The organism is Streptomyces sp. NPDC058289 (assembly GCF_042880975.1).
GTDB lineage: Bacteria > Actinomycetota > Actinomycetes > Streptomycetales > Streptomycetaceae > Streptomyces > Streptomyces stoeckheimensis.
In genome coordinates this window covers 30,650-44,432 of record NZ_JBHVYI010000012.1, presented here as the reverse complement: position 1 = coordinate 44,432, position 13,783 = coordinate 30,650, and the positions used below count along the sequence as shown (strand labels likewise).

Genomic DNA, 13,783 nt, shown 5'->3' with positions numbered 1-13,783 from the left:
CCCTACCCGGCCGAGGCCGCCGCGATCTCCCTGAGGCGCCGCTTGTCCGGCTTGCCGCGGTCCGTCAGCGGGAGCGCCGGCAGCCAGAACACCGCTGAGGGCCGCTGCCCCGGCGCCAGCTCCGCCGCGACCAGCGCACACGCCTCGGCCGCCGCCTCGTCCGTCGGGGCGTGCCCGGGGGCCGCGACGAGGAAGGCGCACACCGCCTCCCCGGTGAGCGGGTCCGTCCGCCCGACGACGGCCGCCCGGGCCACGCCGGGGTGCCGGGTCAGGGCCGTCTCGATCGGGCCGCAGTAGATGTTCGCCCCGTGCACCATCACCACGTCCTTGACCCGGTCGTCGAGGTACAGGTACCCGTCGGCGTCGAAGTGCCCGACGTCCCCCGTGCGCAGCCAGCCGTCGCGCAGCACCTCGGCGGTCAGGGCGGGCTGGTTGCGGTAGCCGGCCATGACCATGGGGGACCGCACCCACACCTCGCCGGTGGCCCCGGGCGCGGCCCCCCGCACCTCGACCTCCACCCCGGGCGCCGGGCGGCCGACGGAGCCGAGCAGGTGGGGCCGGTCGGCGGCCGCCTCGTCGTGGTCGGCCGGGGAGAGCCGGCTGAGCACCCCGGCCTCGTTCATCCCGTAGCCCTGGGTCCAGCGCACCCCCGGACCCCACCGGGTCAGCGCCCGCCGCAGCCGCTCCGGGTGGACGGGGGAGTCGCCGTAGGAGACCCGTACCAGGCCGGGTACGCCGTCGGCGGTCTCCGGGTCGTCGAGCAGCCGGTACAGCATCGAGGGCGTCAGGTACGTGGCCGCGGGCCCGAGCCGCCGGCAGGCCTCGGCGAACTCCCGGGTGCCGAAGGGGTGCAGGATCTCGGAGCGGCCGCCGACGCGCAGCTGCTCCAGGCACCGGCCGCCGGAGCGCTGGGAGAGCGAGTCGGTGGAAACGAAGGTGAGCGGGGCGGCGTCCGGGGAGCCCGGGGAGTCCGTGCGGGTGGCCGTACGGGCCGCCATCGCGGCGAAGGTGGAGGCAACCCCCTTCGGCCGGCCCGTCGTACCGCCCGTGTAGGTCACCCGGGCCACGTCCTCGCCGCGCGCCGCCACCTCGACGGGCAGGGCCTCCCGGGCGGAGGCCTGCTCCAGCAGTGCGGCCAGGGCGATGCGGGCCCCCGGGCCCGGCGGCACCGGGGTGTCGTGGACCACCAGGGCGGGCGCGCAGTCCCGTAGCAGGTGGTCGAGTCCGTGGGTCGTGGGGCCGACGCACACGTGGGTCAGCCGGGCCCCCAGTACGTGCGCGGCCAGCCGTACGAGCAGGGTCTCGGGCGGGTTGCCCGCCGATACGCAGGCCAGCCCGGCGCCGCGCCGGATCCCCAGGTCGGCCAGGGCGCCCGCCAGCCGGTACGTCGAGTCCAGCACCTCGGAGTAGGTCAGGACCCAGGCCCCCGACCCGAAGGCGGGCCGGTCCGCGTACCGCTCGCAGGCGTCGATCAGGTCGGTGACGTACCGCGCGCCGGTGCTCATGGCGCCACGGTATCCGGCGGTCCGCGGCGGACGGCCGCGCCCTACGGGTCGACGATCTCCACCAGCGGCGGGTGGTCGTGCCAGGTGCAGAACACCGACACCTCGCGGCCGTCCCGGGTGAAGGTGACGCGGATCCAGGACGGCTGCTTCCAGACCTGCATCCGCCAGCCGGCGAGCGGGGTCGCCGAAACCAGCTCGCCGGAGGTGGCGCCGAGATCGAAGACGACCCGGCCGCCCGAGACGCTGTACGCCTTCACGTTCTCGCTCGGGGGCGCCTGCCGCCGCGGCTGGGGGCTGGGCGGCGCGGAGGGCTTGGTCGAAGGGGAGGGGGAGGCCGGCGCGGTGGACGCGGACGCGGAGGGCGTCGGCGACGTCGAGGGTGTCGGCTCCGGCGGCTGCGCCTGGTGGGTGGAGGAGGAGAGGGGCTGCGTGGCCAGCGGCACCGCGAGCGGCGGATCGTAGGCGGTACCGGACATGACCGAGTGCACGCCCCACCACGACAGCGTCACCGCTGCCCCGGTCGCCAGGGTCCACGCCCCCGCATGGCCGACTGCTCTACCGACATGTCTTCGTCGCATCGGGGGACATACTGCACCACCCGCCCCAGACCCGGCCCGCCACCCCTCGGCGTCCCCCGAATGGGCTACGGTGCGGGCCATGGCTAGTGTGCTCGTGGTCGAGGACGACCAGTTCGTACGTTCCGCCCTCATCCGGCACCTGACCGAGGCCTCGCACACCGTGCGCAGCGTCGGCACCGCCCTGGAGGCGCTGCGCGAGGTCGCCCACAACCGCTTCGACGTGGTGATCCTCGACCTCGGACTGCCCGACCTGGACGGGGCCGAGGCGCTCAAGATGCTGCGCGGGATCACTGACGTGCCCGTCATCATCGCGACCGCCCGCGACGACGAGGCGGAGATCGTCCGGCTGCTCAACGACGGCGCCGACGACTACCTGACCAAACCCTTCTCCGTGGAACACCTCTCCGCCCGGATGGCCGCCGTCCTGCGCCGCGCCCGTTCCGCCGCCGGGGCCGAACCGCCCTCCCGCGTACTGCGCGTCGGCGGCCTCGCGATCGACCCGCTGCGCCGGCAGGCCGAGCTGGACGGGGCCGTACTGGACCTCACGCGGCGGGAGTTCGACCTGCTGGCCTTCCTGGCCGGGCGGCCGGGTGTGGTCGTGGCCCGCCGGGAGCTGCTCGCCGAGGTCTGGCAGCAGTCGTACGGCGACGACCAGACCATCGACGTCCACCTGTCGTGGCTGCGCCGCAAGCTCGGCGAGACCGCCGCCAGTCCGCGCTACCTGCACACGCTGCGGGGGGTCGGGGTCAAGCTGGAGCCGCCGCAGTGATGCGCCGATGAGGTGGGCCCTGGTCAAGGTGTGCCTCGCGGTCACCGTGATGGTGGTCGTGGCCTTCGCCGTACCGCTCGGGCTGGTCGTCCAGGAGATGGCCAGCGACCGGGCGTTCTCCAACGCCGAGCGGCAGGCCGCCACCATCGGGCCGACGCTGTCCATCACCACCGACCCCGTGCAGTTGCGCAAGGCCGTGGAGTCCACGCAGATGGGCGCCGACCGGCGGATGTCCGTACACGTGCCGGCCATCGGGGACGACCCGCGCGTGGACATCGGCGACGGCTGGGCCGGCGAGCGCGCCGTCTCCGAGGTCCGGCGGATCGGGCGGGCCGCGACGGCCCCGGTGGCGGGCGGCGGCTTCGCGCTGCTCCAGCCCGTGGCGCTCGGCTCCGGGGACATCGCCGTCGTGGAGATCCACGTGCCGGAGAGCGAGGTCAGCAATGGCGTCGCCACCGCCTGGGTGGTCCTCGCGGGCGTCGGCCTCGCCCTGATCGTGGGCTCGGTGGCGGTCGCGGACCGGCTCGGCGCCCGACTGGTGCGGCCGGCCGAGCGGCTCGCGGACGCCGCGCACCGGCTGGGCGAGGGACGGCTGGGGGCACGGGTCCCCGAGGACGGGCCGAAGGAACTCCGCTCGGCGGCCGTCGCCTTCAACTCGATGGCGGACCAGGTGGTGGAACTCCTGGCCAACGAGCGGGAGCTGGCCGCCGACCTCTCGCACCGGCTGCGGACGCCGCTGACGGTGCTGCGGCTCAACGCGGCCTCCCTCGGCGACGGTCCGGCCGCGGAGCAGACCCGGGCGGCCGTGGAGCAGCTGGAGCGGGAGGTCGACACGATCATCCGTACCGCCCGCGAGCAGCGCCCGGCCGCCGCGCAGGGGCCGGGCGCCGGCTGCGACGCCTCCGAGGTGATCCGCGACCGGATGGGGTTCTGGTCGGCGCTGGCGGAGGACGAGGGCCGCGAGGTGCGGCTCGCGGGGGTCGACCGTACGGTACGGATCCCCGTGGCCCGGCCGGAGCTCGCCGCGGCGCTGGACGCCATGCTCGGCAACGTGTTCCGGCACACCCCGGAGGGCACCCCCTTCGCGGTGGACGTCCACGACGCCGGGGACGCGGTCATCGTGCTCGTCTCGGACGCGGGGGGCGGCATCGCCGATCCGGACGCGGCCCTGCGGCGCGGCAACGACGGGGGCCGCGACGGGTCCACGGGCCTGGGGCTGGACATCGTGCGGCGGGTCGCGGAGTCGACGGGCGGGGACGTGCGGCTGGGGCGTTCGGTGCTCGGCGGTACCGAGGTGCGGGTGTGGATCGCGCTGGACGGGCGGGCGCGGGGAGACTCGGGGCGCGCCGGGCGCGGCCGACGCAAGCGGCGACGCAACTGACGTAACCCTGTGACCGGCGGGGGCGCGCCGCGCGCCCGGTATGTCCCCTGGTCGGTACGGTCCGCGCCATGGACACCCTCATCTTCGGCGGCCTGCTCGCCACCCTGATCGCGATGTACCGGGACGCCCCGCGGTTCGTCGTGCTCGGCGCCTGGTGGCTCATGCTCCTCGCCGTGATCCTGGTGATGGCGCACCACATCACCAGCGGCCTCGCCCTCACCTTGAGCTACTGACCGTGGCCGCGATGTCCAGTCTCCTCCCGGAGACGCCGCTGGAGGGCGGCCTGTTGGGCCGGGTCCAGTTCTGGTTCGCGTGCGCCTTCGCCATCGGCTGGACGGGGGTGGTGTGCGGCGGGCTCTTCTACCAGTTCGGGCTGGGGGAGTACCCCTGCCCGCTCTGCATCGTGCAGCGGATGTTCATGCTGCTGGCGGCCATGGGAGCGGCCCACATCGTCCGGACGGCGCTGTCGCGCGGGGCGGTGACCGGCCGCGACTACATGATGGGCTGGGGCCTGTCCCTGATCGCCGTGATCGCCGGCTCGTTCGCCTCGTGGCGGCAGACGATGCTGCACGTCCTGCCGGGCGACAAGGGGTACGGGAGCGAGGTGTTCGGCCTGCACCTCTACGTCTGGGCGTGGATCCTCTTCCAGGCCTCGGTCGTTGCCGTGGGCATCGTCCTGGCCTTCGCCCACGCCACCGCGGACCGGGCCGTCCCGGCGGAGGGCCCGGGACCGTACCGCACGGTGGGGATGGTCGCGGTGTGGTTCCTGGGGCTGGTGATCGCCGTGAACCTCGTGGCCGTCTTCCTGGAGGAGGGCTTCCACTGGTTCCTGCCGGACGACCCGACGCGCTATCAGTTCTTCTACGACGTGGGGATCCTGGACTAGCTTAGGTTGGCGCGGAGTTGACGCCTCCCGCGCGGGAATCCGTACGACCTGCTTGAGTGGGTCCGCCCTTCTCCTCTGCTTGGTTCCTTTCCTGATTCCTTCCGTATGCGATGGGAAGCCGTCATGCGCTACGCAGTCCTCGGCACCGGGATCGTCGGCCGTACGGTGGCCGCCCGGTTGCTCTCCCTCGGCCACGAGGTGGTCATCGGCACCCGGGACCCCGGGGCCACCCTCGAGCGCACCGAGTACGCCACGTGGCAGCAGGCCCACCCGGCGGCGGGCCTCGCCCCCTTCGCGGAGGCGGCTCGGCTCGGCGAGGTGCTCGTCAACGCCACGGGCGGGCAGGTCAGCGTGGCCGCCCTGACGGAGGCCGACGCCGCGCACCTGGACGGCAAGATCCTGATCGACATCGCGAACCCGCTGGACTTCTCGCGCGGGTTCCCGCCCGGGCTCGAACCGGTGGACAGCGACAGCCTGGGCGAGCTGATCCAGCGGACCTTCCCGGGACTGCGCGTGGTCAAGACCCTGAACACGATGAACTGCCAGGTCATGGTCGACCCGGCCCGGGTCCCCGGCGACCACACCGTCTTCCTCTCGGGTGAGGACGCCGAAGCCAAGAAGGCGGTACGGGAGCTCCTGTACTCCTTCGACTGGCGCGAGCACACCGTCATCGACCTGGGCGGCATCGAGACGGCGCGCGGCACGGAGATGCTGCTGCCGATCTGGCTCCGGCTGATGGGGACCCTCGGGCACACGGACTTCAACTTCCACATCCAGGGCGCGAACCGGACGGAGTAGCCGTACGGAGCCGCCGGACGAAGTAGCCGGACGAAGTAGCCGGACGGAGCAGCCGGACGGAGTAGGCCCCGCCCGGACGGAGGCGGAGATGTTGCCGCCTCCCGCACCCGCGCCCAGGGTGGCCGTGACGAAAGGAGCCGCGCATGAGAGTCATGCTCAGGGCCCATATGGACACGGCGGCGACGAACGACGGCATCAAGAGCGGCGCCCTCCCGGCGGCCATGAAGAAGCTCATGGACACGGTGAAGCCGGAGGCCGCCTACTTCGGCCTCCACGAGGGCGTCCGGTCCTGCTGGATGGTCTTCGACCTCCAGGACAGCGCGCAGATGCCGCCCCTGATGGAGGACCTGTTCCTGCAGTTCAACGCCGAGCTGGAGGTCGCCCCGGTGATGAACGCCGAGGACCTGGCGAAGGGGCTGGCGGCGATGAAGAGCTCGGACTGAGCCCGGGAACCGGGGCCGGTCCCGGAGCCGGCATCAGGACCGGTCCCAGGATCCGGTCGGCGGCCGCCCACGCCAGCACCGCGGAGGCGGCCGCGGCCGCGCACGAGACGGCGAAGGCCGCCCGGTACCCGTAGGCCGCGGCGAGCGGACCGGAGACCGCGGCGGCCAGTGCCTGGCCGATGATCAGACCGCTGCCGGCCAGGGTCATGGCTTCGCCCATCCGCCGTGCGGGGCCGGCCCGTTCCACGAGGCCGAACAACGCGATCAGGTGCGGGGCGACGGCCAGTCCGATGCCGGCGACGGCGAAGGCCGCGCCCCACAGGCCGGAGACGGCGAGCAGTGGCAGCGTCAGCAGCGCCTGGGCGGCGATGGTCCTGCGCAGCCTGACGGTGAGGCCGGCCGTTCCGGGCCGGGCCACGGTCACGAAGCCGGCCACCGAGCTGGTCACGGCCATCGCGGCCCACACGAGCCCGGCGGCCCCGGGGGAGCCGACGGCCACGGCGAGCGCGTTGACCCCGGTATTGGCCCCGCTCCACGAGGCACCCTGCAGGACGGCCACGACGAACAGCAGGGCGAGCCCCGGAGACCACAGTCGTACGTCGCCCCGCGCGGCGGCGCCGGATCCCGTCGGGCCGGGCGCCGTCGGGCCGGGCACTGTCGGCCCGGGCGCCGTGGGGTGCAGGGCGAAGAGCGTCCCGAACACCAGGCCCAGTGCGGCCGCGAGGAGCAGCGCCGACGCGGGGTGGACGGTCACCGCGAGGATCCCGGCCAGCGCGGGCCCCACCATGAAGCCGACCTCGTCGAGGGTGGTGTCGAAGGAGAGCGCGGCCCCGACCAGGGCCTTGTCCTCTCCGGCCAGCCGCGCCCACCGGGCCCGGGCGAGCGGCCCGACCTGCGCGGCCGTGAGGCCGGCGGCGACGGCGAGCGCGATCCGGGCGGCGAGCGGCAGCCCGCCGAGGACGGCGGCGACGAGGGCGAGGAGCACGGCGGCGTTCGCGGCGCAGGCGACCAGCAGGACGGGCCGGTGGCCGCGCCGGTCGGCGAGTCGGCCGATGAACGGCCCGCCGAGGGCCTGGCCGAGCCAGAGGGCGGCGGCGATGGTTCCGGCGTCGCCGATGCCGTCGCGTTCGTTGATGAGCAGGAGCGTCCCGATGGGGCACAGTGCGGCGGGGAGGCGCGCGAGGAACCCGTAGGCGGGGAGGGCGCGGCCGCCGAGGGCGAACACCCCGCGGAAGCCGGCGGGGGCGGATGCGGGCCCGGATGCGGGCGCGGGTGCGGACTTGGGGGACGGGGTGGGCACGGGGGACGGGGTGGGCATGGACAACCTCCAGCCGCACGCCGACCCTCCCGTTTCTCCGGCGCGCGCCGTTGCCCGTTGGTCGGGAGGCTAGCGCCGGAGCGGCCGCTTCGGTAGGGCCTGTGCGGGGTGGTCAGTCGCTGTCCCCCGAGGTCAGCCGCTTCGCCTGGGCGCGACCGACCTCGGCGGCGCGGTGCAGGTAGTCGGCGATGACGGCGAGTTCGGTGTCGGAGTAGCTCGCCAGAACGGCGCCGAAGGCGCGGCCCGGGGTCTCCCAAGCGGCGCCGATCCGGTCGCGGGCGGCGGGGGCGAGGGCGACGAGGGAGCGGCGGCGGTCGTTCGGGTCGGCGTGCCGCTCGACGATGCCGGCCTTGACCATGCGGTCCACCAGGCGGGTGGCGGAGCCGGAGGTCAGGCCGGTGAGCCGGGCGATGTCACCGGTGCTGACCGGGCCGGGCTCCATGTCGAGGAGGGCGACGCACTGCATGTCGGTGGGGTGCAGGCCGACGTGGTCGGCCATGGCCTGGTTGAAGAGCGAGTAGTCGGCGTAGTGCCGCTGGCTCTCGGTGACGATGCGCGCGAGCAGCTCGGCGCGGGTCCACTCATCACTCGAACGAGCGTAATCGGTTGACATCGGCTTCTCCGTGCTCCAAATTTATCTGTGTGACGCAGAGGTTGCGTCACACAGAATCTGCGTCACGTACTCAGTCTAGAACAGGGAGAGCAGGAATCCGCCATGTCGAACATGCCGAACATGCCGAACACGCCCAACACGTCGAGCACGTCGAGCACGTCGAGCACGTCGAGCACGTCGAGCACGTCGAAGGTTCTCGTCACCGGTGGCCGTGGCGCCGTCGCCCGCGGTCTCTCGTCCCTCCTCGCCGCCCACGGCGTCCCGCACCGCCTCGCATCCCGCGAGCCGGACACGCCCGGCACCGTCCACTGCGACCTCACCGATCCCGCGACCTTCCCCGAAGCCCTCGCCGGTGTCCGCTCCGTCTTCCTCTATGCCGAGGCCGCCGCCATCGACGCCTTCGTGAAGGAGGCCGTCAGTGCCGGCGTCGAACACGTCGTCCTCCTGTCCTCCTCCTCGGTCCTCGCCCCCGACGCCGCCGACAGCCCCCTCGCCGCCTCCCACCTCACGGTGGAACGGGCCCTCCTCGCCTCCCCGCTGCGCACGACCCTGCTGCGCCCCGGATCCTTCGCGAGCAATGCCCTCGGCTGGGCCTGGGCGATGAAATCGGGCCACCCGGTCCACTTGCCGTACCCGGGTGCGTACAGCGACCCGGTCCACGAGACCGACCTCGCCGAAGCCGCCTTCGCGGTTCTCACCGACCCCGCGCTCGGGGGGCGCGCGTACACCCTGACCGGGCCGCGGACGCTGACCTTCGCCGCGCAGCTGGCCCTACTGGGCGAGGCCGTGGGCCACTCCATACCCTTCGAGCCCGTCTCGCGCGAGCAGTGGAAGTCCGAGGTCGACGGCTACATACCGGGCCCGTACGCGGAGGCCCTGCTCGACTTCTGGTCCGCCTCGGACGGCCTCCCGGTCAACCTCACCGACGACCTCGAGCGGCTCACCGGCCGCGCTCCGCGCACCTTCGAGACCTGGTCTGCGGACCACGCAGACGCCTTCCGGTCCTAGGACCGTCTTCCCGGGGAATGGCAAAGGGCCCCGGTCCGCTTTCGCAGAACGGGGCCCTTTTGCAGGGTGAGTGACGGGACTTGAACCCGCGGCCACCTGGACCACAACCAGGTGCTCTACCAACTGAGCTACACCCACCATGTCCGGTCGGGAAAACCGACCGGCCGAAGAAAAGGGTACAGGGTCCGGGAGGGTGCTCGCTCCCTCCTTGTTCCGCACCCCTCTCCGGTGGGTGTCAGGCGCCGGGGACGACGTGCTTGGCTGCGATGGTGCGCGCCGTGTCCGAGTCCGGACCGGGCTGCGGTACGAAGACGGCCTCCCGGTAGTAGCGCAGCTCGGCGATGGACTCCTTGATGTCCGCGAGCGCCCGGTGGTTGCCGTTCTTCGGGGGGCTGTTGAAGTAGGCGCGCGGGTACCAGCGGCGTGCCAGCTCCTTGATCGAGGACACGTCCACGATCCGGTAGTGCAGGTAGCCCTCCAGTGCGGCCATGTCGCGCAGCAGGAAGCCGCGGTCGGTGCCGACCGTGTTTCCGCAGAGCGGGGCCTTGCGGGGTTCCTTCACGTGTTCCCGTACGTAGGCCAGGACCTGTGCCTCCGCGTCCGCGAGGGTGGTCCCGCCGGCCAGCTCGTCGAGCAGGCCGGACGCCGTGTGCATCTCGCGCACCACGTCGGGCATGGTTTCCAGGGCCGCGTCCGGCGGGCGGATCACAATGTCCACGCCTTCGCCGAGCACGTTGAGCTCCGAGTCGGTGACCAGTGCGGCCACCTCGATAAGTGCGTCGTCCGTCAACGAGAGCCCGGTCATCTCGCAGTCGATCCACACCATGCGATCGTTCATGCGCCCCACCTTATGCGGAAGGTCCCCCGCATCGGTGACCACCGAGGTGACCACTGATGCGGGGGACCTTCCGGGGACCTCGTTACGCGTGTTCGCGCAGCACCCGGCCCGGGGCGTACAGCTCCGTCACCGTGGGTCCGGCCGCGGCCAGTGCCGCGGCCGCACGCTGCGGCTGCGGAGTGCGCTGGTGCGGGACCGGCGACTCCGACAGCTGAGCCACCTGGACCACGTCCGTCTGCGGGCGGCGGGCCCGGTAGGCGGAGCGGTAGGCGGCCGGGGAGGACCCCAGCTGGCGGCGGAAGTGACCGCGCAGTGCGACCGGCGAGCGGAACCCGCAGCGTCCGGCGACCTCGTCGACCGAGTAGTCGGAGGTCTCCAGCAGCCGCTGCGCCTGAAGCACCCGCTGGGTGATCAGCCACTGCAGCGGAGCACTGCCGGTGAGCGAGCGGAACCGCCGGTCGAACGTGCGCCTGCTCATGTAGGCGCGCGCCGCCAGCGTCTCCACGTCGAACTGCTCGTGGAGGTGTTCCAGTGCCCAGGCGACGACCTCGGCCAGCGGGTCGGCGCCGATCTCCTCCGGCAGCGACCGGTCGAGGTAGCGTTCCTGGCCACCCGTGCGGCGCGGCGGGACGACGAGCCTGCGGGCCAGTGCACCCGCCGCCTCGCTGCCGTGGTCCGTGCGCACGATGTGCAGGCACAGGTCGATTCCGGCCGCGGTGCCCGCGGACGTCAGCACGTCACCGTCGTCGACGAACAGCTCGCGCGGATCGACGTGGACGGACGGGTAGCGCTTGGCCAGCGTCGGCGCGTACATCCAGTGCGTCGTCGCGGGCCGGCCGTCCAGCAGACCGGCGGCGGCGAGCACGAATGCTCCCGTGCACAGTCCGACGATCCGGGCACCCTCCTCGTGCGCCAGACGTAGCGCGTCGAGCGCCTCCGGCGGTGGCGGTGAGGTGATGGAACGCCATGCGGGAACGACGACCGTGCCTGCCCGGGCGATCGCCTCCAACCCGTATGGCGCGGTCAGTTCGAGTCCGCCCGTGGTCCGCAGTGGACCGTCCTCACCGGCGCACACGAGCAATCGGTAGCGTGGAACTCCCGCGTCCTGCCGGTCAATGCCGAACACGGAAAGTGGAATGGAGCTCTCGAAGATCGGTCCGCCGCTGAAGAGCAGCACCGCGACGATCTCCCTGCGGCGACGCCCCGCGAGCTTCCTGCCGTCAACGACGACGGCGGTGGAATCCTGGCTCATGGCGCTAAGCCCCCCTTGGGTGTCGCGACTCCTTGGTCTGGTCGCACCTGCACGTATCCCCTCGGCCTTGCACGTGGCTCCCCCGCCGTAAATACATGATCGAATCTACTGCGTCCCGTGGTGTCGGCGTGACAAGTTCAGCACGCAGCGCTATGTCGACTTGGCAACTTGGCGAAAAGCATTCGATCAGGAAGCGTTCCACTCCGCTACCCGGGTGGAAAGCGCACTGTCCGGCCATGGCCAGTACTCGTAGGGTCAAAGACCCCTTGTGGCGCCGTAGTCGCTGATGGTGAGGGGGGTGGGGGGACATTCCGGCAAGGGGGGTGACCTGCCGGGAAGTTGGCTGAAAACATGCGGGTGTGGATGTGCGAATCGGTCAGTCGTGAGGGGACATCCCGCCGGAAACCTGACATCCGCGCCGGCTTCCGGTTCCGGCACGGGAGTGCCGGCCCCGATGCGCGGGCGTCAATCGGTCCTCCGTGAGGACCCGGGCGGCATTCCGCTCCGCCTGCTCGGAGTGGCGCAGCAGTACCCGGCAGGCCGCCGTGACGGCCGCCAGGCCGAGGGTGGCGACGGCGGCCCCGCCGAAGGAGGTCCCGTAGACGACGAGGACCACGGGGACGAGCAGGCAGCTGAAGGCCGCCCAGCGCACCACGTCACCCGCCGGGTCCTCGTGGGGCCGCCGGGCGGCCTGCACGGACGAGTGAAGGGGAGGGGGCGGCATGTGGACGGACTGCGTCGGCTGAGCGGGCGACTGAGCGGGCTGGACGGGGTGAACCGGATGACCGGGCACGGCGTGCTCCCTGCGGGCTCTTCCTGGACGGTCGGACTCGTGTCCAACGGCGTGCGGCGCGGCTCGGTCACTGCGCGCACGGGTGGCGCACACCCGATGGGGTGCACCTCGTCACTGGCTGTAGGGGGCAGCGGACATTGCCAAGGAGGCGTGGCTGCGGCATGCTCCCTGGGACGCTCTCCAAGGGCGGCATGACCTGTGCAGCACAGGAGTGTCGCCGTACCCTGGTGGGTATGGGCTTGGGAAGATGCTTCCCGGACAGAGCTCGGTCACACTGAGTTGTCGTTTTCTGGAATCGTCCCGCTTGAATCGTCGCTTCCGCCTACTGGCGCCCCGTCCGCTTGTCCCTTCCCCTGAGGACCTCTTCGCCGAGACACCCATGGCCGGTCACGAATTCTCCGAACCCGCGGACCGCAAGCGCAAACGCCTCGCCGATCCAGAATCGGCCGACCTGCGCGCGGTGGAACAGCCACGTCATCCCTGCGACCCGGCCTTCAGGCACGGGGTCGTGGTGGGCTTCGACGGATCCACGTCCAGCGAGCGCGCCCTCGCGTACGCGATCGGCATGGCCCGTCGCTCGGGCTCCGGTCTGATCATCGTCCACGTCGCGAACCGGCTGCCCACCACCGTGTGGGCCGGCTGCGAGCCGCCGGTCTTCGTGGACGTGCCGGATCACCGCACCGAGGTGCTGGGGCTGGAGCTGGCCTGCGCGGACTACCTGTCCGAGGTTCCGTGGATCCTCGTCGAGCGGGGCGGGGACATCTGCCACGAGCTGGAGGAGGTCGGCCGGGAGTACTCGGCGGACGCCATCGTGGTCGGCTCCACGCACGGGATCGTCGGCCGGATCTTCGGATCGGTGGCGGGCCGGCTGGCGAAGCGGGCGCAGCGACCCGTCGTTGTCATCCCGTAACCGACTGTATGTCGATTGTGCGGTTGTGCACCCCCATGTAAGGGGTAGATAAAGGCTGCTGGGACGCAGCAAACAACTGCAGATCGAAGGGAGCCCGCCGTGGACAATGGTGTCTCTGCGGGAAGCACGGCCTCGACTTCGACCCTCGGGCACATCGCCCTGGGTCTCACCCTTCTCGCGTTCGGTATCGGCAACACCGGCATCATCGACGGTGTGACCGTGGCCAACTCCGTGTCGCTCGCGACGTTCCTCGGCGGACTCGCCCTGTTCGTCCTCGGGATCCTCGAATACCGCGGCGGCAACGGCTTCAACGGCACGGCGTTCGCGGGTATCGGCGCCTTCTGGTTCACCTGGGCCAACGGAGCCGACGGAAAGGTTTCGGCACACGCGGCCGGACTGTTCCTCGTCCTGTTCGCCATGCTGGCACTGACCCTCGCTGCCTCGGCCTCGCGCGGGCTGTTCGGTCAGGGCGTGTACGGCCTGTTCACCCTCTCCCTGCTGCTCCTGGCGATAGGCACCTTCGCCGAGAGCGACGGGCTGGCCAAGGCGGCCGGCTGGGTGGCGGCGCTCGCCGGACTGCTGGCCTGGTACGGGGCCACCGCGGCGCTGGCGAGCTGGCCGGTGGCCTTCGGGAAGGGTTCGCGCGGCGCGGTCGCTGCGAGCTGACGGACCGCGCACGGAGCGCGGCGCA

The 13,783-nt window shown here is 72.3% G+C and carries 16 protein-coding genes and 1 tRNA gene; 9 read left to right on the top strand and 8 right to left on the bottom strand.

Going from position 1 to position 13,783, the window contains the following annotated elements:
* Nucleotides 1-2: 2 nt before the first annotated feature.
* Nucleotides 3-1,505: a class I adenylate-forming enzyme family protein gene (locus tag ACFVX6_RS08580; protein ID WP_389689311.1), complete on the bottom strand. Its 1,503-nt coding sequence runs from the start codon at nucleotides 1,503-1,505 to the stop codon at nucleotides 3-5.
* 41 nt (nucleotides 1,506-1,546) lie between these two features.
* On the bottom strand, nucleotides 1,547-2,083 hold the full coding sequence (locus ACFVX6_RS08575) for a hypothetical protein (RefSeq protein WP_389689309.1): 537 nt from the start codon (nucleotides 2,081-2,083) through the stop codon (nucleotides 1,547-1,549).
* Nucleotides 2,084-2,162: 79 nt separating this feature from the next.
* Here ACFVX6_RS08575 and ACFVX6_RS08570 point away from each other — a divergent pair, with 79 nt between their 5' ends.
* From ACFVX6_RS08570 to ACFVX6_RS08545, 6 genes are all read left to right on the top strand, one after another.
* Nucleotides 2,163-2,852, top strand: coding sequence for a response regulator transcription factor (locus ACFVX6_RS08570; protein WP_250741272.1), 690 nt, complete (start codon nucleotides 2,163-2,165; stop codon nucleotides 2,850-2,852).
* Nucleotides 2,853-2,859: 7 nt separating this feature from the next.
* Nucleotides 2,860-4,233 carry a sensor histidine kinase gene (locus ACFVX6_RS08565; RefSeq protein WP_389689307.1) on the top strand — a complete coding sequence of 458 codons (1,374 nt, stop codon included), beginning with the start codon at nucleotides 2,860-2,862 and terminating at the stop codon, nucleotides 4,231-4,233.
* 68 nt (nucleotides 4,234-4,301) lie between these two features.
* Nucleotides 4,302-4,466, top strand: coding sequence for a DUF5993 family protein (locus tag ACFVX6_RS08560; RefSeq protein ID WP_389689305.1), 165 nt, complete (start codon nucleotides 4,302-4,304; stop codon nucleotides 4,464-4,466).
* An 11-nt stretch (nucleotides 4,467-4,477) separates the two neighbouring features.
* Entirely contained in the window at nucleotides 4,478-5,119 is a 642-nt protein-coding gene (locus tag ACFVX6_RS08555) for a disulfide bond formation protein B (RefSeq protein ID WP_389689303.1), read from the top strand.
* Between the two features lie 123 nt (nucleotides 5,120-5,242).
* Entirely contained in the window at nucleotides 5,243-5,917 is a 675-nt protein-coding gene (locus ACFVX6_RS08550; protein WP_389689301.1) for an NADPH-dependent F420 reductase, read from the top strand.
* Nucleotides 5,918-6,060: 143 nt separating this feature from the next.
* Nucleotides 6,061-6,360 carry a hypothetical protein gene (locus ACFVX6_RS08545; protein ID WP_389689299.1) on the top strand — a complete coding sequence of 100 codons (300 nt, stop codon included), beginning with the start codon at nucleotides 6,061-6,063 and terminating at the stop codon, nucleotides 6,358-6,360.
* Here ACFVX6_RS08545 and ACFVX6_RS08540 read toward each other — a convergent pair.
* Nucleotides 6,278-7,678, bottom strand: coding sequence for an MFS transporter (locus ACFVX6_RS08540; RefSeq protein WP_389689298.1), 1,401 nt, complete (start codon nucleotides 7,676-7,678; stop codon nucleotides 6,278-6,280). The two genes, ACFVX6_RS08545 and ACFVX6_RS08540, sit on opposite strands and share 83 nt — an antisense overlap.
* Before the next feature lie 112 nt (nucleotides 7,679-7,790).
* Nucleotides 7,791-8,291: a MarR family winged helix-turn-helix transcriptional regulator gene (locus ACFVX6_RS08535; RefSeq protein WP_389689296.1), complete on the bottom strand. Its 501-nt coding sequence runs from the start codon at nucleotides 8,289-8,291 to the stop codon at nucleotides 7,791-7,793.
* 102 nt (nucleotides 8,292-8,393) lie between these two features.
* Here ACFVX6_RS08535 and ACFVX6_RS08530 point away from each other — a divergent pair, with 102 nt between their 5' ends.
* Complete coding sequence (locus ACFVX6_RS08530; protein ID WP_389689294.1) at nucleotides 8,394-9,299, top strand: NAD(P)H-binding protein; 906 nt, start codon at nucleotides 8,394-8,396, stop codon at nucleotides 9,297-9,299.
* 65 nt (nucleotides 9,300-9,364) lie between these two features.
* On the opposite strand, the gene ACFVX6_RS08525 is transcribed toward ACFVX6_RS08530, so the two are convergent.
* From ACFVX6_RS08525 to ACFVX6_RS08510, 4 genes are all read right to left on the bottom strand, one after another.
* Nucleotides 9,365-9,437, bottom strand: a tRNA-His gene (locus ACFVX6_RS08525).
* A 97-nt stretch (nucleotides 9,438-9,534) separates the two neighbouring features.
* Entirely contained in the window at nucleotides 9,535-10,137 is a 603-nt protein-coding gene (gene orn / locus ACFVX6_RS08520) for an oligoribonuclease (RefSeq protein WP_250741286.1), read from the bottom strand.
* An 82-nt stretch (nucleotides 10,138-10,219) separates the two neighbouring features.
* Complete coding sequence (locus ACFVX6_RS08515) at nucleotides 10,220-11,389, bottom strand: helix-turn-helix domain-containing protein (protein WP_389689292.1); 1,170 nt, start codon at nucleotides 11,387-11,389, stop codon at nucleotides 10,220-10,222.
* Nucleotides 11,390-11,765: 376 nt separating this feature from the next.
* Complete coding sequence (locus tag ACFVX6_RS08510) at nucleotides 11,766-12,182, bottom strand: hypothetical protein (protein WP_389689290.1); 417 nt, start codon at nucleotides 12,180-12,182, stop codon at nucleotides 11,766-11,768.
* A 379-nt stretch (nucleotides 12,183-12,561) separates the two neighbouring features.
* On the opposite strand from ACFVX6_RS08510, the gene ACFVX6_RS08505 reads away from it, so the two are divergent.
* Together ACFVX6_RS08505 and ACFVX6_RS08500 are read left to right on the top strand one after the other, a co-directional pair.
* Nucleotides 12,562-13,092 carry a universal stress protein gene (locus tag ACFVX6_RS08505; protein ID WP_214951587.1) on the top strand — a complete coding sequence of 177 codons (531 nt, stop codon included), beginning with the start codon at nucleotides 12,562-12,564 and terminating at the stop codon, nucleotides 13,090-13,092.
* Between the two features lie 99 nt (nucleotides 13,093-13,191).
* Complete coding sequence (locus ACFVX6_RS08500) at nucleotides 13,192-13,758, top strand: acetate uptake transporter (RefSeq protein ID WP_389689288.1); 567 nt, start codon at nucleotides 13,192-13,194, stop codon at nucleotides 13,756-13,758.
* Nucleotides 13,759-13,783: the final 25 nt, after the last annotated feature.

Bases quoted from the DNA above. Each gene is read 5' to 3' on its own strand.
- ACFVX6_RS08570 (WP_250741272.1), top strand. From the start codon at position 2,163: ATGGCTAGTGTGCTCGTGGTCGAGGACGACCAGTTCGTACGTTCCGCC.
- ACFVX6_RS08515 (WP_389689292.1), bottom strand. From the start codon at position 11,389: ATGAGCCAGGATTCCACCGCCGTCGTCGTTGACGGCAGGAAGCTCGCG.
- orn (WP_250741286.1), bottom strand. From the start codon at position 10,137: ATGAACGATCGCATGGTGTGGATCGACTGCGAGATGACCGGGCTCTCG.
- ACFVX6_RS08560 (WP_389689305.1), top strand. From the start codon at position 4,302: ATGGACACCCTCATCTTCGGCGGCCTGCTCGCCACCCTGATCGCGATG.
- ACFVX6_RS08545 (WP_389689299.1), top strand. From the start codon at position 6,061: ATGAGAGTCATGCTCAGGGCCCATATGGACACGGCGGCGACGAACGAC.
- ACFVX6_RS08565 (WP_389689307.1), top strand. From the start codon at position 2,860: ATGAGGTGGGCCCTGGTCAAGGTGTGCCTCGCGGTCACCGTGATGGTG.
- ACFVX6_RS08555 (WP_389689303.1), top strand. From the start codon at position 4,478: ATGTCCAGTCTCCTCCCGGAGACGCCGCTGGAGGGCGGCCTGTTGGGC.
- ACFVX6_RS08505 (WP_214951587.1), top strand. From the start codon at position 12,562: ATGGCCGGTCACGAATTCTCCGAACCCGCGGACCGCAAGCGCAAACGC.
- ACFVX6_RS08540 (WP_389689298.1), bottom strand. From the start codon at position 7,678: ATGCCCACCCCGTCCCCCGTGCCCACCCCGTCCCCCAAGTCCGCACCC.
- ACFVX6_RS08580 (WP_389689311.1), bottom strand. From the start codon at position 1,505: ATGAGCACCGGCGCGCGGTACGTCACCGACCTGATCGACGCCTGCGAG.
- ACFVX6_RS08530 (WP_389689294.1), top strand. From the start codon at position 8,394: ATGTCGAACATGCCGAACATGCCGAACACGCCCAACACGTCGAGCACG.
- ACFVX6_RS08575 (WP_389689309.1), bottom strand. From the start codon at position 2,083: ATGCGACGAAGACATGTCGGTAGAGCAGTCGGCCATGCGGGGGCGTGG.
- ACFVX6_RS08550 (WP_389689301.1), top strand. From the start codon at position 5,243: ATGCGCTACGCAGTCCTCGGCACCGGGATCGTCGGCCGTACGGTGGCC.
- ACFVX6_RS08535 (WP_389689296.1), bottom strand. From the start codon at position 8,291: ATGTCAACCGATTACGCTCGTTCGAGTGATGAGTGGACCCGCGCCGAG.